Origin of the sequence: Pseudomonas songnenensis, from assembly GCF_003696315.1 — a bacterium.
Classification (GTDB): domain Bacteria; phylum Pseudomonadota; class Gammaproteobacteria; order Pseudomonadales; family Pseudomonadaceae; genus Stutzerimonas; species Stutzerimonas songnenensis.
Genome location: NZ_RFFN01000008.1, coordinates 120,186 through 145,001, shown reverse-complemented (window position 1 = coordinate 145,001; position 24,816 = coordinate 120,186). Strand labels below are relative to the sequence as shown.

Below are 24,816 nucleotides of genomic sequence, written 5' to 3'. Positions count from 1 at the left end.
CGCTTCGAGGGCTACATGCAATTGATCCGTTTGCTGTGTGCATCTGTCCTGTTGGTTGCCCTGGCCCCGGCTCACGCCGACCAGGCTGCATCCACCAAACGACTGACCGGTCTGCTCAATCAGGCCGAAACCCTGACTGGCCGCTTCTCGCAGCTTTCGCTCGATGGCAGCGGTACCCAGTTGCAGGAGACCTCCGGCGAGCTGGCATTGAAGCGCCCTGGGCAGTTCCGCTGGCACACCGACGCACCGATGGAGCAGCTGCTGGTCTCTAACGGCAAGAAAGTCTGGCTGTATGACCCGGATCTCGAGCAGGTCACCATCCAGGAGCTCGACCAGCGCCTGACTCATACTCCGGCGCTGCTGCTGTCTGGCGACGTTTCCACCATCAGTGAGAACTTCGAGGTTTTCCACAAGGAGGCCGGTGAGGTCGTGGATTTCACGCTCAAGCCCAAGGCCAAGGACACGCTTTTCGATAACCTGCGTCTGTCATTTCGCAACGGAGTGATCAATGACATGCAACTGATCGACAGCGTTGGTCAGCGCACCAATATCCTGTTCATGGGTGTGAAGATGAACCAGCCGCTGAAGGCCGATCTGTTCACCTTCGAAATCCCCGAGGGTGCCGACGTCATCTCCGAGTGACCTACGTCCGGCATTTCGTTTTCAGCGGCCTGCGTAATTGCAGGCCGCTGCAATTGAGGTAACCGTCCGCAATGGACCTGTTCAGCCGCGAACCCGTCGCCCAGCCACTTGCCGCGCGTCTGCGCGCAGCCAGCCTCGACGAATACGTCGGGCAGGAGCACCTGCTTGCCCGCGGCAAGCCGTTGCGCGAGGCGCTGGAGCAGGGCGCGCTGCATTCCATGGTGTTCTGGGGCCCGCCCGGGGTCGGCAAGACCACCCTGGCGCGGCTCTTGGCCAAGGTGTCAGACGCCCATTTCGAGACGGTTTCGGCCGTGCTCGCCGGGGTGAAGGAAATCCGCCAGGCAGTGGAGATCGCCAAGCAGCAGGCTGCGCAATATGGCCGGCGGACCATCCTGTTTGTCGATGAGGTGCATCGCTTCAACAAGTCGCAGCAGGATGCCTTTCTGCCTTACGTTGAAGACGGCACGCTGATCTTCATCGGCGCGACCACCGAAAATCCATCCTTCGAACTCAACAATGCGTTGCTCTCGCGTGCCCGCGTCTACGTGCTGAAAAGCCTCGACGAGGCAGCGTTGCGCAAACTGGTCTCCCGTGCGCTGAGCGATCCAAAGGGGCTGGGTGACCTGCACCTCGAATTGCCGGAAGAGAGCTTTCAGATGTTGCTGGCCGCGGCCGACGGCGATGGGCGGCGGCTGCTCAACCTGCTGGAGAACGCCTCCGATCTGGCGGAGCAGGGCGGCACCATCAGTACCGATCTGCTGCAGGATTTGCTGGGTGACAGCCGGCGCCGTTTCGACAAGGGCGGCGAGGCGTTCTATGACCAGATATCCGCACTGCACAAATCGGTACGTGGCTCCAATCCAGACGCGGCACTTTACTGGTTTGCGCGCATGCTCGACGGTGGCTGCGACCCGCTGTACCTGGCCCGGCGCGTCGTACGCATGGCCAGCGAAGAAATCGGCAATGCTGACCCCCGCGCGCTGCCGCTGTGCCTGAATGCCTGGGACGTGCAGGAGCGGCTGGGCAGTCCGGAAGGTGAGCTGGCCGTGGCGCAGGCGATCGTCTATCTCGCCTGCGCGCCGAAAAGCAACGCCGTCTATACCGCGTTCAAGGCAGCGATGCGCGATGCCGCCGAAAATGGTTCGCAGGAAGTGCCGCTGCACCTGCGCAATGCGCCGACCAAATTGATGAAAGAACTCGGCTACGGTAACGAATACCGCTACGCCCATGACGAGCCGGATGCCTATGCCGCGGGCGAGGATTATTTTCCCGAGGCCATGGAGCCGCGTCGCTACTACCATCCTGCTCCGCGCGGGTTGGAGAGCAAGATTCGCGACAAGCTCGAACATCTGGCCCGGCTCGATCGAGAAAGCCCCATACAACGGAGAAAGGGATGATCCGCATGGCGATCGCCGTCGCCTGCGGCGGTGTGGTTGGAACATTGTTGCGCTTTGCCGTCGCCACCTGGGTCAGCACGCAGTGGCCACGGCATTTCTATCTGGCCACCCTGGCGGTGAACCTGCTGGGATGCCTGCTCATCGGCTACCTCTACGCCACTTTTCTCGCGCGACCGGACATTTCGCCTGAGCTGCGTGGCGCGCTGATCATCGGTTTTCTCGGCGCGCTGACGACCTTCTCCAGCTTCTCGCTGGACGCCTTGCGGCTTCTGGAAAGTGGTCAACTGGCTACCGCCTTCGCCTACGTCGGAGGCAGCGTACTCGGTGGCTTGCTGGCAGCCTGGGCGGGCCTCATGCTCGCAAGGTTATGAACCGACGACCGTTCACAGTAAACTTCGCTCCCTCTTCGCCCTTCATCCAAGCTTTCACAGACGAGACCCACCATGCTTGATTCGAAACTGGTACGCACTCAGCTACAGGACGTGGCGGCCCGCCTGGCCACCCGTGGCTACCAGCTGGACGTGGCGCGCATCGAAGCGCTGGAAGCTCAGCGCAAGACCGTGCAGACCCGCACCGAACAACTCCAGGCCGAGCGCAACGCGCGTTCCAAGTCAATCGGCCAGGCCAAGCAGCGCGGTGAGGACATCGCCCCGTTGCTCGCCGATGTGGATCGCATGGGCAGCGAACTCGAATCCGGCAAGCAGGAGCTGGACCGCATCCAGAGCGAGCTGGATCAGCTGATGCTGAGCATTCCCAACCTGCCGCACGAGTCGGTGCCGGTAGGTGCGGACGAGGATGAGAACGTCGAGGTGCGCCGCTGGGGCACGCCGAAGAGCTTCGACTTCCCGGTGCAGGATCACGTCGCCCTGGGCGAGCAGCATGGCTGGCTGGACTTCGAAACCGCCGCCAAGCTGTCCGGCGCCCGCTTCGCCCTGATGCGCGGGCCGATTGCCCGGCTGCATCGTGCCCTGGCGCAATTCATGATCAATCTGCATACCGGTGAGCATGGCTATGAAGAAGCCTACACCCCGTACCTCGTGCAGGCACCTGCCCTGCAGGGTACTGGTCAGTTGCCGAAGTTCGAGGAAGATCTGTTCAAGATCAGCCGCGAGGGCGAAGCGGACTTCTACCTGATCCCGACTGCGGAAGTGTCGCTGACCAATATCGTGGCCGGCGAGATTCTCGATGCCAAGCAACTGCCGCTGAAGTTTGTCGCCCATACGCCGTGCTTTCGCAGCGAGGCTGGCGCCTCCGGGCGCGATACCCGCGGCATGATCCGCCAGCACCAGTTCGACAAGGTCGAGATGGTGCAGATCGTCGAGCCGTCGAAATCCTTCGAGGCGCTGGAAGAGTTGACTGGCAATGCCGAGAAGGTGCTGCAATTGCTGCAGCTGCCGTACCGTGTGCTGTCGCTGTGCACTGGCGATATGGGCTTCGGCGCGACCAAGACCTATGACCTGGAAGTCTGGGTGCCGAGCCAGGACAAGTATCGCGAGATTTCCTCCTGCTCCAACTGTGGCGATTTCCAGGCGCGGCGCATGCAGGCGCGTTATCGCAACCCGGAAACCGGCAAGCCCGAACTGGTACACACCCTCAACGGATCGGGTCTGGCGGTTGGCCGAACGCTGGTCGCCGTACTGGAGAACTACCAGCAGGCTGACGGCAGTGTTGTAGTACCGGAAGTGCTGAAGCCCTACATGGGTGGCATCGACGTCATCGGCTGATATCTGACGCTGCGTCATCGCGATCCAGGCATCAGACCGGATCCTTGATATTCGACAAGGGGCATCACGGCCGTAATGGCTGTGATGCCCGTACCTCCAATCACCCTCCAGGATTCGCCCATGGAATACCTTCCGCTGTTCCACAACCTCAAAGGCCGCACGGTACTGATTGTCGGTGGTGGCGAGATCGCGCTGCGCAAGGCCCGACTGTTGAGTGAAGCTGGAGCGCGGCTGCGGGTGGTGGCGCCGAGCATCGAGCCGCAACTGGTCCAGCTGGTCGAGGCGGGCGGCGGCGAGTGCCTGGATCGCGGCTATGAGCCACAGGACCTGCAGGGCTGCGTGCTGACCATCGCGGCAACGGATGACGAGCCGCTGAACGCATCGGTATCGCAGCACGCCAACGCGGTGGGTATGCCGGTCAACGTGGTCGACTCCCCAGAGCTGTGCAGTGTGATCTTTCCTGCCATCGTCGACCGCTCGCCGCTGGTGATTGCGGTGTCCAGCGGCGGCGATGCACCGGTGCTGGCACGGCTTATCCGGGCGCGTATCGAGACCTGGATTCCGGCAGCGTACGGACAGTTGGCCGGCCTGGCGAAGCAGTTTCGTGCTCAGGTCAAGGCGAAGTTTGCCAATGTGCAGCAGCGGCGGGTGTTCTGGGAGGAGACGTTTCAGGGGCCGATCGCCGAGCAGGCGCTGGCCGGTCGCAGCGCCGAAGCCGAGCGCCTGCTCGCTGAAAAGCTCGCCGGTGCTGCGCCGCGTGCACTGGGGGAGGTCTATCTGGTCGGTGCCGGCCCAGGCGATCCTGATCTGCTGACCTTCCGTGCCTTGCGTCTGATGCAGCAGGCCGATGTGGTGCTCTACGACCGGCTGGTTGCACCGGCGATCATCGATCTGTGCCGGCGCGATGCCGATCGCATCTACGTTGGCAAGCAACGCTCGGAACATGCGGTACCGCAGGAGCAGATCAACCAGAAGCTGGTGACCCTGGCCAAGGAAGGCAAGCGCGTGCTGCGACTGAAGGGCGGTGATCCGTTCATCTTCGGTCGCGGCGGCGAGGAGATCGAGGAGCTGGCGGCCCATGGTGTGCCGTTCCAGGTGGTGCCCGGTATTACCGCGGCCAGCGGCTGCGCGGCATACGCCGGTATTCCGCTAACCCATCGCGACCATGCGCAATCTGTTCGCTTCGTCACCGGTCATCTCAAGGACGGCAGTTGCGATCTGCCCTGGGCGGAACTCGCCGCCCCGGCGCAGACGCTGGTGTTCTACATGGGCCTGGTGGGCTTGCCGGTGATCTGCCAGCAACTGATCGCCCACGGCCGTGCGGCGAGTACGCCGGCGGCCCTGGTGCAGCAGGGCACCACGAGTAATCAGCGAGTCTTCACCGGCACGCTGGATACGCTCGCGGAGCTGATCGCGCAGGAGCAGGTGCAGGCACCAACCCTGTTGATCGTCGGCGAAGTGGTTCAGCTACGCGAGAAACTTGCCTGGTTCGAAGGCGCCCAGGCGAGCGCCTAATTTCAGCCCAGCGCTGAGGCGCCGCGCTTCAGCGGCGCAGGTAGGCGGTGAAGTCGATATCGCCAGCCGAGAGAATCGCCTGGACCCGGTTGTGCACGTTGAGCTTGCGCAGGATGGCCGAGACGTGCGCCTTCACGGTGGTTTCGGCGATATCGAGGTTATAGGCGATCTGCTTGTTCGACTCCCCCTTGGTCATGCGCTCCAGCACCAGCAGTTGCTTGCGGGTCAGGGCTTGCAGCAGTTCCGGTGGAATCGACTGTTCATTGTGATGGGAATGGCGGCTGGTGGGCTTCTGGCTGCGGATGATGTCTGACGGCAGGTAGACGTTACCGTTGAGAATCTGTTCGATGGCGTCGGTCATTTGCGCCCGTGGCGAAGACTTGGTGATGAAACCGACGGCACCATAGGTGATCGCCTGCAATACGATCTGCTTGTCCTGCTCGGCGGAGACGATGACCACCGGAATGGTCGGCGCCTCGTTGCGCAGGTTGATCAGACCGTTCAGCCCGTGCATGCCGGGCATGTTCAGGTCCAGCAGCACCAGATCGAGATCGTCGTGTTCCAGGGTCAGCGCCAGTGCGCTGTCCAGGTCGGCGGTCTCGAGTATCTCGCTATCCGGAAAGCCGTCGCGGATGACGTTATGGATGGCTTCACGAAACAGCGGATGGTCGTCCGCGATCAGAATCTTGTACAAGGCCGGTCACCTCTTTGTTGTGATTATGGTGGGGCATGCTGGTTTCGCGAAGCTAGTCGCTGCCAGGCAGGGGCTTCGGCGTAGCGGGGTACAAGGGCAGGCCCGCTTGTTCCCAGCCGTCCACCCCGTCGCGATACCAGTACAGTGTCTTATAGCCCAGCGCGTGGGCGCGCCTGGTGGCGTTCCAGCCTAGCCAGCAGTCGGAGCGGCAGTAGAACACGATTGGCCGCTCCAGGTTGCCTTGGCTGGCGTGCGCGAGATTATCGCTGAAATAACGTGCCCATTCGGGTTGCAGGTCCCCGTCGCCAGTATTGGCCAGCCAGAGGCTGCCTGGAAGGTTGGCATGCGGTTCACTGTCGATGAACCGACCGGCTAGCCATTGGCTGCGATATACGTCCACCAGCACCACGTCGGGCTGTGCTTCGAGCAATGCCTGTAATGCCGCGGTATCCAAAGTCTGCGCACCTTCGATGGATGGTGGCGTCGGGCTGCGGTATTGCGTCTGGCGGTAACCGTCGGCCGAGAACAGGGCGAGCTGTTCTTCGGCCGAGGCGATCAGAGGCGAGCCGAGGCCAGGCAGTGCGGCAAAGAGCAAGGGCAGCAGCGACCTGAGCATGGGTGTAGTCCTTGGCGTTTCGGTAGGCCGATTACAGAACAATGGGCGCACCTTTTAAATCCTACGATGGAGTGGAAAACCGGTACCAAAGTAGTAATTCGCCTATGCCGCGCGGCGCAGTGCGGCATGTTGCGGATTGAAGCTGATCACCGCGAGCAGGCTGAACAGCAGTGTGAGGCCGAGGCACACCACCAGTGCTGTGGGAGCCAGGCGCAGATAGAGCGCGTTTCGTACCAGCTCCACGGCATGGGTGAACGGGTTGATGGCGCAGATCCAGTACAGCCATTCGCTGGCTTCACGCATCTTCCACAGCGGATACAGCGCCGAGGACAGGAAGAACATCGGGAAAATCACGAAATTCATCACCCCGGCGAAGTTCTCCAGCTGGCGAATGCCGTTGGACAGCAGCAGCCCCAGCGCGCTCAGCATCAGCGCCACCAGCAGCAGGGCGGGCAGGGCGACGATCAGTCCAAGCGGCGGAGGCTGGACGCCATAGAACCAGGCGATGGCGAGGAAGGCATAGACCTGCAGCAGAGAGATCAGCGCCGTGGCCAGCAGTTTGCTGGTGAGCAGAAAGCTGCGCGGCAGCGGGCTGGTCAGCAAGACACGCATGCTGCCCATCTCGCGGTCGTAGACCATCGACAGCGAACCTTGCATGCCGTTGAACAGCAGGATCATGCAGGCCAGCCCCGGCACGATATAGGTTTCATAGGTGATGTAGGTGTCATACGGCTCGATGATGGCGATACCCAGCGCCGCGCGAAAGCCGGCGGCAAATACCACGAGCCACAGCAGCGGACGCACCAGGGCGCTGAAGAAACGCGAGCGCTGCTGGACGAAACGCAGCCACTCGCGCAGGACGATGCCGCGCAGGCACTCCCAGTAGATCGTCATGAGGTCTCCCGCCCTGAGTCGTGGGGTGCGTTTGTGTGGTGGGCAGCCGCAGGGGTCGCTTTTGCCGGTGCACCGGCAGGCGCCGTAAGGATTGGGACTGGCGCAGCCGGATTCCCACGTTGTAGCGCAGGCGCTGGCGCGGACTGCGTAGCATCGCCGGTCAGCCGTGCGAAGCTCGCGGCCAGATCCTCGCCGTCCAGTGCCACGCTAGCCACGCTACCCTGAGCGACCAGCCGGCCGCGATTGAGCACCAGCAGGTCGTCGTCCGCATGGACTTCATCGAGCAGGTGCGTGGTCCACAGCACGCTCATGCCCTGCTCCTGGCAGAGCATGCGCACATGCTGGTTGAGCGCCTGACGGCTGGCGGGGTCGAGGCCGGCGCTGGCCTCGTCGAGCAACAGCAGATCGGGCCGGTGCAGGAGCGCGCGGGCGATTTCCACGCGCCGGCGGTGTCCGCCGTTGAGTTCGCGTACCTTGCTACGGCGGCGCTCGCCGAGCTGCTGGCGCTGCAGTTCAAGTTCGATTCGTTCGGTCGCCAGCGCCCGGGGCATCCCGTGCAGCGCAGCGTGGTAGCGCAGGTTCTGCTCCACCGTCAGATCCAGATCCAGCGTGCTCTGCTGAAACACCACGCCGAGTCGGGCCAGGGCCTTGCGCGGCGTTTCGCGCAGGCCGAAGCCGGCAATCTGGATCTGCCCCTGTTGCAGGTCATACAGGCGTGTCAGCAATGCGATCAGCGTCGACTTTCCAGCCCCGTTCGGACCCAGTAATGCGGTGAAACGGCCTTGTGCCGCGGTGAAACTCACTCCGTCGAGCGCCCGGCGGGTGCCGTAGGCGAAGCCGAGATCGCTGACCTCCAGCGCGTTCATGGCGTGACCACCACGCCCCACGGATACCGGCCGACCTTGATCGATTTGGTGACCTTCAGTTTCGCCACGTCGATCACCGAAACATCGCCGCTGACACCGTTGGTGGTCAACAGCAGGCTCTCGTCGGGGTTGAACGCCATGTGCCAGACACGTCGACCGACCAGCAGATAGTCGAGCACCTCGTAGGTTTTCGCGTCGATCACTGCAATATGGTTCGCCGGGCCTAGCGCGACGAAGGCGTATTTGCCATCGGAGGAGAGCTTGATGCCCACCGGCTGCACCTTGTCCGGGTGCACACCCTTGATCTTGAAGGTCAGCGTCTTGAGGATCTCGCGCTTGTCGACATCCACCACGCTGACCGTGCCACCAATTTCTGCCGAGGCCCAGAGCAGCTTGCTGTCCTTGGTGAACTCGACGTGGCGCGGACGTTGATCGACCAGGGTGTTGTCCACCAGTTCATTGGTACTGGTGTCGATCCAGTGCAGCATGTTGGTGGTTTCGCTGGTGTTGACTGCCCACTTGCCGTCCGGGCTGACCGCCATGCCTTCCGGCTCGACACCGACATCGATCTGCGCCAGCACTTCCTCCTTGTCGACGTCGACCACTGTCACCAGGGCATCGTCTTCGTTGGAGATGTACAGCCACTTGTTGTTGGGATGCAGGGCGAACTGTTCCGGATCCGCACCGGATGGCAGCTGCTTGATGATCTGCCGCGTGGCCAGGTCCATCACCTGAACGGTGTCCGAGTCGCTGGCGCAGATGTAGAGCAGTTTGTTGTCGTGGGAAAGGGTAAGGCCCCGTGGGCGCATGCCGACCTGCAAGGTTTCGACGGTTTCCATCTTGTCCAGGTCGATTACGCTGATGCTGTCGTCCTTCTCGTTGGAAACGTAGGCAGTGGCGGCCGCCGCCGAGCCCGCAGCAAGGCTGAAGGCGAGGGCGATAGCAGTGGCAAGGGCAGTTCTTGGCATGGCCGGTTCTCTTGTCGTTATTGTGTGATTGGTGCTGGCACGCGAGTTTGCTCCAGCCGCAGCAGGTATTCATCCGCTTCCGGCTGGCCATCGGCAGCGGCGCGCTGCAACCAGCTGCGTGCGGCATCGGGGTCAGCCTCGACGCCGCGTCCCTCGGCCAGCGCGACGCCCCAGTGATAGCGCGCCAGGCTGACATAGCTGACATTGTCCGCCTGCTCGGCGCCCTGCTTGAGCAGGGCGGCGGATCTGCTCAGGTCTTTCTCCACACCGTTGCCGCTCTCGTACATCTGCGCGAGCGAGATCAGTGAGTAGACGTCGTTCCAGCGCGCCACGCAGTCTTCGAAGATAGCTCGGGCGGCGTCGAAGTTGCCGGTCTTCGCAGTCACGTAGCCGTAGAGGCATTTGATGCGCTTGGGGCTGTCCACATAGGCTTCGTAGCCCATCTCATCGGCCTGGACCGCGCTACTGGACAGCATCGCCAGGCCCAGCAAACCGCCAATCATTGATCGCTTCATGGACGAACCTCGCTAAGACGACAGGTGCTTTCCGGCGCATCGAAGCCCAGTGTGTCCAGCTCGCTGGTGGGATGCAGGAAGCCCTCCTGCGGGGAATTGGAAACCAGTGCCCGCGGGTGCACGAGCGGGATCGGCTGGCGCAGCTGGCCGTTCCAGGAGCGGTAGCTCAGCTTGCGTCCCTTGAAGCCATCGAGTGGCAGTTCGCCGCTGAGCGACAACTGACGGATTGCCCCGGCGTCGGTGCTGCGCAGGCGGGTGACTGCCGCCGCGAGGCTGCGCACCGCCATCCAGGCGGCGAAGTCGCGGTCGTTCATCCAGCGGTTGGCATGTGCCTCGAAACGCTTCTGCAGCTGCGCGGCACCGTAGGTTTCCACGGTCTTGTGCCAGCCTGTGGCGGTCAGACCCTGAGTGCCGGCAACCGGGCGTGGCAGCCAGGTCTGGTAGGGCACGTACTCGCCGAAGTCGCCGCGCTCGTCGGCCACAAGCACCACGTCGTACTCGGTGGCCTGGGTGAACAGCGGCATTTCGGCCTGGGCGCTGCGGCGCTGGTCGTTGTCGAAGCTCCAGGGCTTTTCCGCGACGATTTGATGACCGAAACGCTTGGCCGCACGGCGCAGCGCATCGGCGTAAGCCTGATCATCCGCGGTGGTGCCGACGATCAGCAGCCAGCGATTCCAGCGGCGCGCGGCCAGGAACTGGCCGAGTGCATCGGCGAGCATGCTGCGGCTGGGCAAGGTGTGCAGGACATTGGCCAGGCAATTCTGGCTGCGCAGCCTGTCGTCGGCCGAGCCGGCGTTGATCAGCAGCGCCTCTGGCATGGTATCGGACAGTTGGCGCAGGGTTGCAGTCGGGGCGTTGACCACGAACAGGCGCAAGCCATCGGCGTATTGCTTGGCGGCCTGTTCGAGAAGGTCCTCGGCAGTCTCGCTGGTGACCGACTCAAGCGCGTAGCTGTGCTTGAGGAAACGGCCGGTGCTGTTGCTGTCGGCAATCGCCAGCTCGGCGCCGCGCAGGCCAGCGTCGTCAGGCTCGGGAATGACGTTGGAGAGCACCGGGCCGATGTCGGGGCGATAGCCGAGATAACCGATGCGGATCGACAGCTCTTCGGCGGGTGCGGCTATTGCCCAGGGGGCGCAGCAGGAGAGGGCGACCAGGAAACCGGCTCGTCGTAATACATGGCGCATGGGCAGCTCCTGTGACGTTGCAGGCAGCATAGGAACCATGGCAGAGCGGGGGAATATGCAGAAAGTACCAGTCGCTGTGTACCAAGGTCGTAGAAAAGTGCGCCGAGGCGGCGCAACAGCTGCGCCGCCTCGGAGCCGTCAGCGTAGTCGTCTGACCTTGAATCGTCCGACCTGGACGATCATCTGTTGGGCCTGCTGCGTAAGTTCCTGAGCGGCTTGCGTCGACTGCTCAGAGTTGGTGCTGTTGTGGTGAACGACTTCGTCGATCTGGCCGATGGCCAGGCTGACCTGCTCGATGCCGGATGCCTGCTGGCTTGAAGCGGATGCTATTTCGTCCACCAGCTGCGATACCTGCGCCGCTCCCTGAACGATCGCCTCGAGGGCGCGGGCCGTGTCGTCGGTTATCTCCATGCCCTTGATCGTCCGCGCATTAGATTCCTGGATCAACCGGGTGGAGCGCTGTGCCGCTTCGGCGCTGCGCGCCGCCAGTTGGCGGACCTCGTCCGCGACTACCGCAAACCCTCGGCCATGCTCGCCCGCTCGGGCCGCCTCGATGGCCGCATTCAGCGCGAGCAGATTGGTTTGCGTGGCGATCTCTTCGATTGCCCGGATGATGTTGGTGATATCGAGGCCCGACTGGTTGATCTCCTGCATGGCGGCCTTGAGCGTGACCATCAGCTCATTGCCGCTGCGCGCCGAGTGTTCTGAGTTGCGCGAGAGCGCATTGGCTTCGCTGGCGTACTCGGAGGTCTGGCGGATCTGCGCAGCCATCTGGGTCACGGTCGCGCTGATCTCGGTAACGGCCGAGGCGGATTCCGTCGCGCCGTTGGAAAGATCCTGGCTAAGCGTGGTGACCTGGCCTGCTTTGTCGTTGATCAGCTCGGAACTCTGCTGTACCTGAGATACCAGCCCGTTCAGGTTGTCCACCATTCGCCGCAGCGCGAGGCCGAGCTGATCCTGCTCGGATGCCAGCCGTACTTCCACCGCCAGGTCGCCCTGGGATATGCGCTCGGCGACGTGTACCTGCTCTTGAAGACTGTCGGCCATCCGGTCGAGGCTGGCGGAAAGCTGGCCAACTTCGTCCGCAGACTGGTGCCCGAGGCGCTGCGAGAAATCGCCTTTCTGAATCGCTCCGGCCAATTGCGCCGCCTTGCGAATGGGCAGCGCCAGTGCCCGCGAAGAGATCCACAGTGCAATGACCGCGAGCAAGGAGATGAGCACGCCGGCAACAATCTGCTGCAGCATGCTCCGGCTGCTTTGCGCGTCCATTTCTGCCTTCAGCTCGGCCGCCTTGGCCAGCACGATCTCCTTGTCGATCTTCAACATCATCGACCAGGGTTTTCCGGTGCGGCCGAGTTCAATGGGTGCAAACACCAGGACCATGCCATTGTCATCCAGGCGCGCAAGTTCTTCGCCTTTCTGAATGGAGCTGAGCGCCGTCTGCCAACTGTCCGGCAGTATCTGCTGGAAATGCTGGCCGATCAGATTCGGATAGCGGCTTTCCGCTACGATCAGGCCCTGATCACTGATGATCGCGACTTCACCCTGTCCGTTGAACAGCTTGGCTGACACTTCCTGGCTGATCTGCTGCACGAAGTCCAGGTTGTAGTCGGTACCTGCCACGCCCATAAAGCGGCCGTCGACGATGATCGGCACCGAAAGCGTTGCCAGCCACACCTGCTTGCCCTGAACGATGTAGGGCAATGGGCCGAGTACGCTTTCCTTGAGCGTTTCCCGCGGACCGATATACCAGCCACCCTTGAGTACGCCGTTGGGGTGCTTGTCCATGGTGTCGTACTCCACCAGCGGCTGAACGGCGATCTTGCCGTCTGCGCCACGCGTCCAGTACGGCGTGAAACGGCCGGTCTGCTCGTTGTTTCCGTTCTGCCCATCTGTGAACAGGAAGTCCTGGCCATCAATGGCGTCCGGTTCCCAGCATGAGTACGTGCCGTTGAATTCTGGCTGGCTCTTTAGCACGTTCAGCAGGATGGCGTTGACCTGGTCACGACCGATCTGCAGACCGCTGGAGTTCGCTGAACTGGTTTTGCCGACCGCGAACGTGGTAGCCATGCTGCGGGCCGCCTCCAGCGCCTCGGTGAACTCGGAGCGGATCTCGCCGGCATACTTTCCTCCGAGGTGTTGCAGGGTTTGCAAGGCATCCTCCTGCGCCTGCCGACTCACTCTTTCGGACACCAGCAGTTGGGTTGAGCTGGCAAGGTAGACGCTGTAACCGATCAAGATGCCCGCGGTTGCGAGCAGGCATAAGCCGCCGGTGATCGCTATTCGCTGCTGTATGGATTTGAGAGACATCACGCTTCCTACTCCTGGTAACGCAAAAGAACCAGCGGTGGCCAGCCCGGGGGCGACGACGGATCGCGCAGGGCGGCCAGAGATCGGGTGATGCCCAAACGACATCATGTATATCTGGATATTGCGGCCGCGCAGGCAGGAAGTTGATCGGTACCTTGGTACTGCGACCAAGGTGCCGATTCGGCTTGGTCCTGCATTTCGCGAGGCGTGCCGTCAGGCTGCGGGCAACAGACTGAGGTGGCGGTATCCGGCAGGAATGGAATAGCGGCAACTGCCTTGAATGTGGTCGGCGCGTCCGGTTCATCAGCGCCCGAGCGCTACCAAGGTAGGAAGCTGGGCGGGGCGGGCCGCCTTAGGATGGCACTACCGAAAACAATAACGAGGCTATCCGCATGCCCACCTACAAAGCGCTGCTGCTCAATTTCCTGCTGGTCGGCAGCCTGATCGGCTTCGATCAGAGCCATGCCGCTGGCGACCTGACTCGCCGGACGCAGGCTTTGCCCGACCTTAAGTTCGGGTCCGAAGAAAGCGACTACGCCGTCTCGCAGAAGGAGTACCAGCTGGAAACAGGTGTCGCCTATCAGCTCAAGATCAGCTCCGATGGCCAGAAAGAGTGTGCGTTTCAGGCCCCCGAGTTCGCGCAGTCGATATTCCTGCGCAAAATCGAGGCCGGCGGTGTGGAGATCAAGGCGGTCACGCTGGTGGAGCTGGAGTTCGAGGACGCCGGTGAGGCGGAAATCTTCTTTCTGCCCGTCAAGCCGGGCAGCTTTCCGTTCTACTGCAAGGGGCTGCAGAACAAGGGGATGGAAGGCCGGTTCGTGGTCAAGTGAAGCGGCCTGGCGCTCGGCACAGCTGACTCGGGAAAACGGTCGACATGTCCGCACTCTGGCGAATCAATTTGCTGGTCAGTCTGTTCTTCACGCTGGTCACGCTGGTCTGCCTGGCCGTCCTGCTGCGTCAGGCCAGCCATGACGTGCAGCGCGAGCTGGACGCCGCGTCCGGGGTGGTTCGCTACCTTGGCGAAATGGCTGAGCGTGACCCGGATTCCTTGAAACCCGGGCTCACCGACAGCCTGCGCCACGTCCGCGTCCGCTGGCTCGAAGCAGATGTCGTTACCGGCCCCGATCCGGTGCTGAGCGACTGGCTCGGCGCGTGGTTGTATCCGGCCGAGCTGTCCGCGCCCGCGGTGCTGCAACTGGCAGATGGCCGCCGCCTGCATATCAGCGTCGATCCAAGCGACGAAGTCGAGGAGGTCAGGGACTCGTTGCTGCAGCTGCTGGTGCTCTTCAGCCTGGCGCTGCTGCTTTGCCTGCTGGCGATTCGCTGGGCGCTGCGGCCCGGGATGCGCGTACTGGCCGAGTTGTTCGGAGCGCTGGTGCGCATCGCCGATGGCCGGCTCGATACGCGGCTGCCGCCGCATCGCTTCGCCGAGGCGCGTGAACTCGCCGAGCACTTCAATCACATGGCTGCTGCCCTTGAGGACGCCCGGCTCGACAACGAGCGGCTGACCCAGGCGCTGCTGGCGCTGCAGGAGCGTGAGCGCACCCGGCTGGCGCAGGCGCTGCATGACGACCTCGGCCAGTATCTGGCCGGCATTCGTGCTCGGGTCTGCCTGCTGCGTGTTCAGGCCGATCAGCCGGCGGCCATTCGTGAAACGGCAGCCCATCTCGAACAACACAGCCTCGATCTGCAGAACGGCTTTCGCGCGCTGGTGCGCGATCTGTACCCGGTGATGCTCGATCACCTGCGCCTGGAGGACGCCATAGGGCAACTGGCCGAGCAGTGGCAAAGCACCCAGGGCATCGAGTGTGAAGTCCGCCTGCGAGGACCGATTCCAACGCTGTCGATGGACGCCAAGGTGCATCTCTATCGCATGGTGCAGGAGGCGCTGACCAACGTGGCGCGGCACGCGCACGCCACCCGCGTGTGTCTCGATCTGCGTGGTGACCCTCTCGGCTTGCGCTTGCTGATCCGTGATGACGGCCATGGGCAGCCGGCGGAGCGCCCGGGTGTCGGTCTGCGTTCGATGCTTGAACATGCGCGTTGCCTCGGTGCCCGCTTGCGTGTGCGCCACCGCGCCGGCAAGGGCTGGGCGCTCTATCTCAAGTTGCCTTTGCAAGGAGCCACGTCATGAAGATTCTGCTGGTGGATGACCACGCGGTGGTGCGTCAGGGCTACGCGAGCCTGCTCAAGGCGCTGTTTCCCGAGGTGACAGTCAGCGAAGCCGCCAGCGGCGAGCAAGCGCTGGATCAGGTCCAGGAGTCGATTCCCAGCCTGGTCGTGCTCGACCTCGGCCTGCCGGGCATCAGTGGGCTGGAAACCTGCCGGCGCTTGCGTCAGCGATTGCCGCTGATGCCGGTGCTGATCTTCAGCATGCACGACGAACTCGCGCTGGTTCGGCAGGCACTGGATGCCGGCGCCTCCGGCTATCTGACCAAGCGCTGTGCCCCCGATGTGCTGGTCGAGGCAGTGCGCAAAGTACTCGCCGGGCAGACCTTCATCGAGCAGCCACTGGCTACGGACCTTGCGTGCCAGCGGCCGTCGCATTCACCGGCCAAGGGAGGGCTGGCGGAGATGACGCCGCGGGAGATGGAGATCTTCATCATGCTCGCCCGTGGCATCGGCAATCGCGAGATCGCCGAGCGTCTGTGCATCAGCAGCAAGACCGTGTCGAACCATATGGCGCTGCTGAAAAGCAAACTGGAGGTCAGCTCCCAGGCCGAGCTGGTGCACCGGGCCATCGACCTGGGCTTGCTTCGCGTCGGTGACCGCATGGTGTGCGAGGCCTGACACTGTTCGGTCGAGCCGACAAGCTCTTCGACAAGCGTTACGCCACCGCTGGTACGTTGGCAGGGCGTTCTCCCAGGCACAGCCATGCCATCGAGGCAGGCCTGGACGAACGGCGCCACGCGCAGTTCATGGTCCCAGGCGCTCCGCGGGCGGAGTGGGTGGACGTGCGATAGCGCCGGGATGCGCTATAACCGATCAGTCGCAGCACCAACGCGAATATTCCGGGCCTTAGCGCTCGGCCTGTTTGCGTCAGGCCTGGCTGCGCTGTTCGGCCTGTCCGGTTCAAGGTATCTGACGCGAAATCGTCATGGCCGATTGCGTATCCTGGCGAGCTTGGCCGGTTGGTCGACGGCAGCACAGGAGCACGGATGAACCGCGTCCATCACCACACCTTCGTCTCGCAACATACCGCTGACCGGTGCCGCTGAGCATGCCTTCACGCCTGCGCATCGTGCTTGCACTCGGCAGTGCACAGACCCTGGCCTGGGGCTCGACCTACTACCTGCCTGCCATTCTCGCCGAACCGATGGCGAGCGAACTGGGCATCTCCACCGGCAACGTCTTCGCCGCGTTCTCCCTGGCACTGATCGTCACCGCTGTACTCGGGCCGTTGTCGGGCAAGCGTATCGATCATCACGGCGGGCGCGATGTGCTGGCGCTTTCCAGCATCATTTTCGCCGTTGGGCTGGCCGTACTCGGCGTGGCCAACGGACCGCTGACGCTTTGGCTCGGCTGGCTGGTGATCGGTATCGGCATGGCGCTGGGGCTTTATGAGTCTGCCTTTTCCACGCTTACCGGAATCTTCGGGCGCGATGCGCGTGGAGCGATCACCGGCATAACGCTGCTCGCCGGTTTCGCCAGCACCATCTGCTGGCCCATCAGTGGCTGGCTGAACGCCGAGTACGGCTGGCGCGCGACCTGCCTGACATGGGCAGGCGTGCACCTGTTGCTCGGGTTGCCGCTCAATCGCCTGCTGATTCCAGTCGGCGTCCAGCGGGCGATGTCCCCGGCCGAGCGATCACAGGCCAACGGCCGTCCTGGCTCGGGCCTGACCATGGCGTTGTTGGCTTTCGTGTTTGCCGCTACCTGGTTCACCAGCACGGCGATGGCGGCGCATCTGCCGCGTCTGCTGCAGGAGTCGGGGCTTTCTGCCGCGGCGGCGATCGGTGTTGCAGCACTGGTCGGTCCGGCGCAGGTTGGCGCTCGCTGTCTGGAGTTTGTCTTGCTGCAGCGCTTTCATCCGTTGATCTCGGCACGCCTCGCCGCCATCGCTCATCCGGTAGGGGCGGCGGGCGTGCTCTTTGCCGGTGCGCCGGCTACCACGGCCTTCGTGCTTCTGCACGGCGGCGGCAATGGCATTCTCACCATCGCCAAAGGCACCTTGCCGCTGGCGTTATTCGGTCCGCACGGGTATGGCTTGCGCCAGGGCTTGCTGATGGTGCCGGCACGCTTCGCTCAGGCATTCGCCCCGTTCGTCTTCGCTTTGCTGATCGATGATTTCGGTACGGGTGCGCTCTGGCTTTCGGCGGCGCTGGGCGTACTCGCGTACGTGGCATTGTCACTACTGCAACGGACCGCACGGGGACTCGCCTGATCGCAGAAGTCGGCTCAGGAGCAGCAACCGCCATGGCCCGACGTGGCTTGAGCCGTTGGGCAGCACCCGCTGGCATCGTCCGGAAGTTGCGCGGCTGCCAGCAGCCCGGCCTTGATGATCAGCTCTGCCGGGACAGCCTCGTGGGTCGCATCGGCCACTTCCAGCGTCCGGCAGTTGGCATCGCCGCACGCCGAGCAGCAGCGGCTTTCGCCCGCAGCCGCACCGAGCCACTGTTCGAGCGGCACGTCGGCAATCCACAGACGATTCGATTCAAGCGGCGCCTGGGCGAAATCCGCGGGGCTCAGTTGCGATGTTTCGAGGCGCACATCAATTCCAAGGATGCGCAGTGCTTGGCGCAGATCTGCAGTCGCTTGCCGAACGGCCTGCTCGGTAGCGCCGCAGCGAGGGCATGTCTGGCCATGTTCGTTCACCAGTCGTTGCCAACGGATCGTCAGGGTTTTCTTCATGGCGGCATTCCTATCGGATCGGGGAGGGCGTGGCGTCCGATTCGCCGGGGTTGATCCTCGTGCATCGCTGGCGGCCACATATCGGAGCAGCATGCTTTGCTGCTCCAATGCCAGGCCGAGAAACACCCTGAGCGCAGCATAGGCGTCGTTCGCTGCATACGCCTGCTGGGCTTCGGTCAACCGCGCATTGGCCCAGTTCGAGGTGGCCACTCTGCGTGATTTCTCGATCCGTGTACCGAGTATCGCAGCCACTGCACCGCGCAAACCGACCTGGCCTTTCTTGCCCTGGTAGCGCAATACCGAACCCAGGTCGAGCAGGCTGGCCGGCTGAATGTTCAGCTTGCTGCGCAGCCGGGAGTGATCGGATTTCAGGCCGAAACCGATCTTCACTATCCCCGGTGCTTGCAGCACGGCACGAACCGCCTCCGTACAACCAGGCATGCCGACCCGCAGCAGATAGACCTTTTCCAGCGTGGCGAACTGGATCAGGTGCGGGCCGCTGGAAAGCTCACCGACCTTGAAGGTGGGCTTGGATTCGGTATCGAAACCAATGCAAGACGCCTGCAGGATCTCAGTCGCCGCCAGCGCAAACTCGACAGCTGTCGCGGGCATGCTGATGCGCTCGAGCGGCATACCGGCGAATGCCGGCAGCCCCTCGGTATCCGCCGGCTGGACGATGTGAATTAAGGGCTTCTGGCTCAATCGTCGGTCCTCGAAGAATCAGCCGGGTGGGCGCTTGGAGCATGCCTGCACAGTCTAGATCGCATCGCCGGATCGGGCGCGAATGCCCGGCACGCGCCCTCCGGCAAGCATACCGTCAGCTCTTCAGTTGGCTGGCGAACTGGCCGACAGCACTGACTACCCGCTGTGCACCGTCCTGGATCTCGACAATGACCGCGCCGGCCTGGTTGGCGAATTCCAGGCCCTGTTCGGCCTGGTCACGGCTGCTGGACATGCTGTGCACGGCGGCCTGGGCCAGGTCCTGGTTCTTCTGTACCACGCCGACAATTTCCTTGGCGGCGGTGCTGGTACGCGCAGCCAGCTGGCGCACCTCGTCGGCTACCACGGCGAAGCCGCGGCCCTGGTCGCCGGCGCGGGCGGCTTCGATGGCGGCGTTGAGCGCCAGCAGGTTGGTCTGATCGGCGATGCCGCTGATGGTCTTGAGAATGGCGCTGATCAGCTGCGACTGCTTGTCCAGCGCTTCGATGCCATCGGAGGCGTCCTGCATCTGCTGTGCGATGCGATGCATCACATCCACAGTCTGCTGAACCACCTGCGCGCCACGCTGCGCGCTGAGGTCGGTGTGCTGCGAGGTGTCGTAGGCAATGGTCGCGGCCTCGGCGACCGCCAGTTCACGATTGACCTGATCGGTGATCACCGTGGCGAACTTGATGATCTTGTACAGCTTGCCGTAGGCATCGTGGACCGGGTTGTACGTGGCCTCGAGCCAGACCGCCTGGCCGTGCGCGTCGATACGCTTGAAGCGCTCGGCAATGTACTCGCCGCGGTTCAGGCTGGCCCAGAACTCGCGGTAGGCCGGGGAGTCGGCCTCTTCACGCTCGCAGAACATGCGGTGGTGCTTGCCCTTGATCTGCTCCAGGCGGTAGCCCATGCCGTCGAGAAACCGTTGATTGGCCGTGATGACATGTCCGCTCAGGTCGAATTCGATCACCGCAGTCGAGCGCAGCAGGGCGTTGATCACGCTCTCATGCTCGCGGGAAGCCTCGATGGTGCGGGTCAGGTTGGTGGCGCACAGGGTGAAGTGGTGCAGCGTGCCGTCCGAGCCCTTGATTGGTTGCCAGATCGAACGCAGCCAGGCTTCCTGGCCATCGGCACGCAGCAATCGGTACGCACCACTGACGTGTTCGGCGCGCTGCATGGCCGTCTTGAGGCGGGCGTAGTTCGGCTCGGCGCGAAACTGTGCAGTGAAGAAGTCATCCACCGCACGGCCGACGATGTCGTCACGGCGATAGCCCATTTCGTTCAGGAACAGTTCGTTGGCGTACTGGATGCGTCCTTGCCGGTCCAGTTCCAGGACCATCATTTCCCTGTACAACGAGTCCCTGATCTGGCGGTCGGTCGCGACTTCCTCGCGTAGCTCGGCCAGTTCTCGTTTGAGGTGGTTATTGAACATCTTATTGGCATCCAGTGAAGGGCAGACTGCCCAGTCACTTCATCGGCGCCGTATGAGTTTTCGTTAGTGCACGCTTTCTATCGCGTTGATTGAGGCACTGCATGGTCGCTGCTGCAGCTGCCCGGACGGATCACTTTTCCCAGTCATGCGGACAGTCCTTGCAGCCCTCCATGTTGGTGCCTTGGAACGTTGCGTAATGCCGCCGAGCGCCGGTCAGTATGGCATCGGCCAGGTTGGCTTCGTTGAGTTTGGCTTCCTGCAGATTGGCGTCGGTCAGATCGGCGCCCTTGAGGTCTGCCTTGCTCAGCCAGGTCATCTCCAGATCGGCGGCGTGCAGCGTGCTGCCGTGCAGCTTCGCGCCGCTCATGCGTGCGAATTCCAGATAGGCACCCGTGAGATCGGCGCCCTTGAACTGCGCCGCTTGCGCGAACAACCCCCAGCCCTGCACGGCGATCAGTCGGGCATTGGTGAAGTTGGCCAGGCGCAGGTTGGCCTGCTGCAGGCTTGCCCGGTTCAGCGTGGCGTCGGTGAAGTCGGCCTTTTCCAGATTGGCCAGGTCGAGGTTGGCGTGGCGCAGGTTGGCGCCGGAGAGGTTGGCACCAGCGAGGTTGATCCGACGCAGGTCCTGATTGCTGAGGTCGGCGCCGCGCAGGTCGGCGTTGGCGCATTGGCTGTCGGGCTGTAGCACGCAGCCGTTGACGGTCAAGGGACCGTCATCCGCGGCGAAGACCGCGGCGCTGCTGAGCAGGGCCAGTGGCAAAAGCAAACGGCAAGGGGTGTTCATGGGCGTCACCTGAGGCAGGAAATGAAAAGCGGTCGCGTGGCGTTTCTGGCCTGTCGACGAGAGCGCCAACCCGGAGCCGGCGAGGCCAGGCATGCCGCGCGAACCGCTGTACCTTGAGGGCATGAGGCCGTGCCCGCGCGATGGCGGGCACGGCTCGACTCATCGTTTGGCGGTCTTTTTCTCCCAATCCGGCAGCTTGAATACCCAGAACGAACCGCCTTGCGCGACCGGCTTGGTCAGCACGGCCATGTCGCCGCCCCACAGCGGTACGGCACCGCCGTAACCGACCGTTACGCCGATGTACTGCTCGCCGTCCTGTTCCCAGGTCACAGGCGGGGAGATCACGCCGCTGCCGGTCTGGAATTTCCACAGCTCGTCACCGGTTTTCGCGTTGAAGGCCTTGAAGTAGCCGTCGCTGGTGCCGGTGAAGACGAGATTACCCTTGGTCGCCAGCACGCCGGCCCACAGCGGGAGTTTTTCCTTGTGTTCCCAGGCCACCTTGCCGGTGGTCGGGTGCATGGCGCGCAGGATGCCGACGTGATCGTCGTACATGCGCTTGATGCGGAAGCCCTGGCCGAGATAGGCCGAGCCCTTCTTGTAGCTGACTTCCTCGGTCCAGTAGTCCTCCTTCCAGTGGTTGGCCGGCACATAGAACAGGCCGGTGTCCTGGCTGTAGGCCATGGGATTCCAGTTCTTGCCGCCGAGGAAGGGCGGGGAGACTTCGACCGACTTGCCGTGCTTCTCGCCCGGCTCCGGTTTGGGTGGTCGCTGGCCCTCGTTCTCGACCGGTCGCCCGGTTTTCAGGTCGATATGGCTGGCCCAGGTGATGCCGTCGACGAAGGGGAAGGCGTTCTGCAGCTTGCCGTCCTTGCGGTCCACCACATAGAAGAAGCCGTTGCGGTCGGCGTGGGCGGTGGCCTTGACGGTCTTGCCGGCCTTGTCCTTGTAGTCGAACAGCACCAGCTCGTTGTTGCCGGAGAAGTCCCAGGCATCGTTCGGGGTGTGCTGGTAGAACCACTTCACCTCGCCGGTGCTCGGATCGACGCCGACCTGGCCCGAGGTGTAGAGGCTGTCGTAGTCCTTCGGGTCGCCGCCATCACTGGTGCGCTCCCAGCCGTTCCAGGGGGCCGGGTTGCCCGCGCCGACGATGATGGTGTTGGTTTCGGGATCGAAGCTCGCACTTTGCCACGGGGCGCCGCCGCCCTGGCTCCAGGCTTCCTTCTTGCCGGTCGGGTGATTGGGATCGTCCGGCCAGGACGGCGCCTTGATGTCGCCGGTCGGTGTGCTGTCCTTGCCGTTGAGACGGCCCATATGCCCTTCGACGAAGGGGCGCATCCAGACTTCCTCGCCGGTGTCCGGGTCGCGGGCGAACAGCTTACCGACGATGCCGAACTCGTCGCCCGAGCTGCCGTGCACCAGCAGTACCTTGCCGGTCTTGCCGTCTTTGACCAGCGTCGGCGCGCCGGTCATGGTGTAGCCGGCGGCGTGGTCGCCGAACTTCTTGTTCCACACGACCTTGCCGGTGTCCTTGTTCAGCGCCACGACGCGGGCATCGAGGGTGCCGAAGTAGATCTTGTCGCCATAGATGGCGGCGCCGCGGTTGACCACGTCGCAGCAGGGGCGGATGTCGTCGGGCAGGCGATGGGCATAGCTCCACAGGCGCTTTCCGGTCTTCGCATCCAGGGCGAACACCCGCGAATAGGAGCCGGTCACGTAGATCACGCCGTCGTGAACGATGGCCTGGGATTCCTGGCCGCGCTGCTTTTCGTCGCCGAAGGAGAATGACCAGGCGGGCGTCAGCTTGAACACATTGCTTTCGTTGACCTGCGCCAGCGGGCTCCAGCGCTGTGCATTGGTTCCCATGCCGTACTGCAGCACGTTGGTGGTGGAAAGATGGTCGTTGGCGATGTCTTCCCAGCTGACCGGTTTGGCATGCGCGGCGCCGGCCAGCGCCAGGCTGCCCGCCAGTGCAAGGCAGTGCACGGCGAGGGCGAGTGGGCGTTTGCTGCCGGGGTTCGATCTTGTTGTCATGGTTGCGATTCCCTTGGTCGATTCGGACAAGGCCGCCGCATGCCGGCGGCCTGGCGATTCGATTATTGGGAGCGCGCAGTGGAAGCCGACACGGAAAAGCTCCCGCCGATGCCGGGAATCCTTCCCGAACCCCGGGTGATTTAGCCTTGCTACCAGTGCGGTGCCAAAGGTGGTGGTAAAACCCAGTACCAAGGGAGGAGATGCAGGCATCCAAAGCAGGATTCTGCCGACCCGCCCGCACGGCCAACATGACCACCATGCGCTCCGATGGGGCTGTTGCACAGGTTCTCGAATAGAGGGTGGTAGTCATGAATAACAAGATCTTTTTGCGCTCACTGCTGGCAGCGGGTGTCCTCGGTATGTCCGGCCTGGTAATGGCGCATGGCGACGTGACGCCCCAGGCCGTCAACACCAAGGGCCTGCCGGCGCTCGGTGAAGAATGGCTGGAAGAAAACCCCTACCGTGCGCCCAGCGAACATCACGATCTGGCGGTGCAGATCGGCTCCTCTGCCTACAACCAGAACTGTGCCCGCTGCCATGGTCTGGAAGCGATCTCCGGCGGTATCGCACCCGACCTGCGCGAGCTCGAAGCCAGCTACGACGGTGACGAGTGGTACAAGGAGCGCGTGATCAACGGCGCGGTGCGCGATGGCGCCGTGTACATGCCGCGAATGGCCGATACCCTCAGCCAGGAAGCGCTGTGGGCGATTCGTACCTATATTGAAAGCGAAGCGGCCAAGCAGTGATGAACGCTGCGCGGCTGGTCCTCGCGCTGTGGTTGAGCCTTTGCGGCGCGTTGGCGCAGGCGGAGATCGTCAAGGTGCGTGCGTTCGATGACATCATCGAGTCCGGCGTGCTCAAGGTGGCGATGTACGAGAACTTTCCTCCGTATAGTTACCAGCATGACGGCGAGCCGCGTGGTGTCGATGTGGAGCTGGCGCGCAAGCTCGCCGAAGGCCTGGATTTGAAGCTGCAGGTTCTGTGGGTGACGCCCGACGAAACCCTTGACGACGACCTGCGCAATTTCATCTGGAAAGGCCACTACCTGCGGCCGGATGTGCTGGCCGATGTGATGCTGAGGGTGCCCTACGACCGCGAGTTCGCCTACAAGCGCAACGAGCTGGGTGAGGTGATCAACGAGCTGGTGGTGATGTTCGGCCCGTACCAGCGCGAGCGCTGGCAGGCGGCCTACGATGACCGGCGCATCGATGAAGTGCCAAGCGTCGCGATCTTCCAGTACCACCCGATCGGCGTCGAGGTCGACAGTGTGCCCTCGTTCTACCTCTCCTCGGTATTCGAAGGCCGGCTGGCGAAGAACACTCTCCACTATCCGAGCGTGTCGCAGGCGTTCGCCGCCATGCAGCAGGGCGAGGTGGATGCCACCATGGCCATGCGCGGGGAAGTCGAATGGCTGCTCGCCCAGGCGAGTGACGAGCATCTGAAACTTGCCGAGAACGCCTATCCGAACATGGGCAAGCAGGTCTGGGATCTGGGTATGGCGGTACACGAATCCAACCGACAACTGGCGTACGCGCTGGAAGAGGTGCTGGAGCCGCTGATTCTCGAAGGCGAGCTGGCGAAGCTCTACGCCCGCCATGGTTTGACCTACGAGTTGCCCGGGTTGTACCAGGATGTGGAGAGCGACGTGGCCGGGCGTTGACCGGCTGCGCCATGCCGATCCCGCTGCGGAT

22 protein-coding genes and 2 pseudogenes are annotated in these 24,816 nt (G+C 63.2%); 11 read left to right on the top strand and 13 right to left on the bottom strand.

Translation table 11 applies throughout. The features are described 5' to 3' along the window. Positions 1-15 precede the first annotated feature (15 nt). The 5 genes from lolA (at position 16) to cysG (ending at position 5,278) form a co-directional block, all read left to right on the top strand. Positions 16-642 carry an outer membrane lipoprotein periplasmic chaperone LolA gene (gene lolA / locus EA798_RS18260; protein ID WP_122099862.1) on the top strand — a complete coding sequence of 209 codons (627 nt, stop codon included), beginning with the start codon at positions 16-18 and terminating at the stop codon, positions 640-642. 71 nt (positions 643-713) lie between these two features. Continuing rightward, on the top strand, positions 714-2,039 hold the full coding sequence (locus EA798_RS18255) for a replication-associated recombination protein A (protein ID WP_122099861.1): 1,326 nt from the start codon (positions 714-716) through the stop codon (positions 2,037-2,039). Further along, entirely contained in the window at positions 2,036-2,410 is a 375-nt protein-coding gene (crcB, locus tag EA798_RS18250; RefSeq protein WP_106158577.1) for a fluoride efflux transporter CrcB, read from the top strand. The genes EA798_RS18255 and crcB overlap by 4 nt, the downstream gene beginning before the upstream one ends. A 72-nt stretch (positions 2,411-2,482) precedes the next feature. Then, positions 2,483-3,763 carry a serine--tRNA ligase gene (gene serS, locus EA798_RS18245; RefSeq protein WP_106158578.1) on the top strand — a complete coding sequence of 427 codons (1,281 nt, stop codon included), beginning with the start codon at positions 2,483-2,485 and terminating at the stop codon, positions 3,761-3,763. Positions 3,764-3,883: 120 nt separating this feature from the next. After that, positions 3,884-5,278 (top strand): siroheme synthase CysG, encoded by a 1,395-nt coding sequence (gene cysG, locus EA798_RS18240; protein WP_122099860.1) that lies wholly within the window; start codon positions 3,884-3,886, stop codon positions 5,276-5,278. Positions 5,279-5,306: 28 nt separating this feature from the next. Here cysG and EA798_RS18235 read toward each other — a convergent pair whose 3' ends face one another. The 8 genes from EA798_RS18235 to EA798_RS18200 form a co-directional block, all read right to left on the bottom strand. Then, on the bottom strand, positions 5,307-5,972 hold the full coding sequence (locus EA798_RS18235; RefSeq protein ID WP_015276861.1) for a response regulator transcription factor: 666 nt from the start codon (positions 5,970-5,972) through the stop codon (positions 5,307-5,309). 52 nt (positions 5,973-6,024) lie between these two features. Continuing rightward, the gene (locus EA798_RS18230; protein ID WP_122099859.1) at positions 6,025-6,588 is read right to left on the bottom strand and encodes a PQQ-dependent catabolism-associated CXXCW motif protein; all 564 of its coding nucleotides are present in this window, start codon (positions 6,586-6,588) and stop codon (positions 6,025-6,027) included. Positions 6,589-6,690: 102 nt separating this feature from the next. Then, complete coding sequence (locus tag EA798_RS18225) at positions 6,691-7,482, bottom strand: ABC transporter permease (RefSeq protein WP_122099858.1); 792 nt, start codon at positions 7,480-7,482, stop codon at positions 6,691-6,693. Next, on the bottom strand, positions 7,479-8,348 hold the full coding sequence (locus EA798_RS18220; protein ID WP_122099857.1) for an ABC transporter ATP-binding protein: 870 nt from the start codon (positions 8,346-8,348) through the stop codon (positions 7,479-7,481). The genes EA798_RS18225 and EA798_RS18220 overlap by 4 nt, the downstream gene beginning before the upstream one ends. Then, positions 8,345-9,316: a YVTN family beta-propeller repeat protein gene (locus EA798_RS18215; protein WP_106158583.1), complete on the bottom strand. Its 972-nt coding sequence runs from the start codon at positions 9,314-9,316 to the stop codon at positions 8,345-8,347. Before EA798_RS18215 ends, EA798_RS18220 begins: the two co-directional genes overlap by 4 nt. A 17-nt stretch (positions 9,317-9,333) precedes the next feature. Further along, positions 9,334-9,831, bottom strand: a complete 498-nt coding sequence (locus tag EA798_RS18210) for a tetratricopeptide repeat protein (protein WP_122099856.1) — start codon at positions 9,829-9,831, stop codon at positions 9,334-9,336. Continuing rightward, positions 9,828-11,015: an ABC transporter substrate-binding protein gene (locus EA798_RS18205; protein ID WP_122099855.1), complete on the bottom strand. Its 1,188-nt coding sequence runs from the start codon at positions 11,013-11,015 to the stop codon at positions 9,828-9,830. The genes EA798_RS18210 and EA798_RS18205 overlap by 4 nt, the downstream gene beginning before the upstream one ends. A 138-nt stretch (positions 11,016-11,153) precedes the next feature. Continuing rightward, positions 11,154-13,325, bottom strand: a complete 2,172-nt coding sequence (locus tag EA798_RS18200; protein WP_122099854.1) for a methyl-accepting chemotaxis protein — start codon at positions 13,323-13,325, stop codon at positions 11,154-11,156. Positions 13,326-13,717: 392 nt separating this feature from the next. On the opposite strand from EA798_RS18200, the gene EA798_RS18195 reads away from it, so the two are divergent. From EA798_RS18195 to EA798_RS18180, 4 genes are all read left to right on the top strand, one after another. Further along, a complete protein-coding gene (locus tag EA798_RS18195; protein WP_122099853.1) occupies positions 13,718-14,155 on the top strand; it encodes a cupredoxin domain-containing protein in 438 nt (145 codons plus the stop codon). Between the two features lie 44 nt (positions 14,156-14,199). Next, positions 14,200-15,459 carry a HAMP domain-containing sensor histidine kinase gene (locus tag EA798_RS18190; RefSeq protein ID WP_122099852.1) on the top strand — a complete coding sequence of 420 codons (1,260 nt, stop codon included), beginning with the start codon at positions 14,200-14,202 and terminating at the stop codon, positions 15,457-15,459. Continuing rightward, the gene (locus EA798_RS18185) at positions 15,456-16,115 is read left to right on the top strand and encodes a response regulator transcription factor (RefSeq protein WP_122099851.1); all 660 of its coding nucleotides are present in this window, start codon (positions 15,456-15,458) and stop codon (positions 16,113-16,115) included. The genes EA798_RS18190 and EA798_RS18185 overlap by 4 nt, the downstream gene beginning before the upstream one ends. Positions 16,116-16,545: 430 nt before the next feature. After that, on the top strand, positions 16,546-17,709 hold the full coding sequence (locus EA798_RS18180; protein ID WP_122099850.1) for an MFS transporter: 1,164 nt from the start codon (positions 16,546-16,548) through the stop codon (positions 17,707-17,709). A gap of 14 nt (positions 17,710-17,723) precedes the next feature. Here the strand turns inward: EA798_RS18180 and EA798_RS18175 are convergent, their stop codons facing one another. The 5 genes and pseudogenes from EA798_RS18175 to exaA all read right to left on the bottom strand — a co-directional run bounded on the left by EA798_RS18175 (position 17,724) and on the right by exaA (position 23,125). Beyond that, positions 17,724-18,878, bottom strand: a complete 1,155-nt coding sequence (locus EA798_RS18175) for a DUF2703 domain-containing protein (protein WP_122099849.1) — start codon at positions 18,876-18,878, stop codon at positions 17,724-17,726. Between the two features lie 115 nt (positions 18,879-18,993). Beyond that, positions 18,994-19,434: pseudogene (locus EA798_RS21030) on the bottom strand (methyl-accepting chemotaxis protein); the annotation flags it as partial. Positions 19,435-19,539: 105 nt separating this feature from the next. Then, a pseudogene (locus EA798_RS21025) lies at positions 19,540-20,217 on the bottom strand (PAS domain-containing protein); the annotation flags it as partial. Between the two features lie 223 nt (positions 20,218-20,440). Beyond that, positions 20,441-21,094: a pentapeptide repeat-containing protein gene (locus tag EA798_RS18165; protein ID WP_122099847.1), complete on the bottom strand. Its 654-nt coding sequence runs from the start codon at positions 21,092-21,094 to the stop codon at positions 20,441-20,443. Positions 21,095-21,253: 159 nt separating this feature from the next. After that, the gene (gene exaA, locus EA798_RS18160; RefSeq protein WP_122099846.1) at positions 21,254-23,125 is read right to left on the bottom strand and encodes a quinoprotein ethanol dehydrogenase; all 1,872 of its coding nucleotides are present in this window, start codon (positions 23,123-23,125) and stop codon (positions 21,254-21,256) included. Positions 23,126-23,433: 308 nt separating this feature from the next. Here exaA and pedF point away from each other — a divergent pair, with 308 nt between their 5' ends. Further along, positions 23,434-23,871 (top strand): cytochrome c-550 PedF, encoded by a 438-nt coding sequence (gene pedF, locus EA798_RS18155; protein WP_015276878.1) that lies wholly within the window; start codon positions 23,434-23,436, stop codon positions 23,869-23,871. Next, complete coding sequence (locus EA798_RS18150; protein ID WP_122099845.1) at positions 23,871-24,785, top strand: substrate-binding periplasmic protein; 915 nt, start codon at positions 23,871-23,873, stop codon at positions 24,783-24,785. The genes pedF and EA798_RS18150 overlap by 1 nt, the downstream gene beginning before the upstream one ends. The last annotated feature ends 31 nt before the right edge of the window (positions 24,786-24,816 follow it).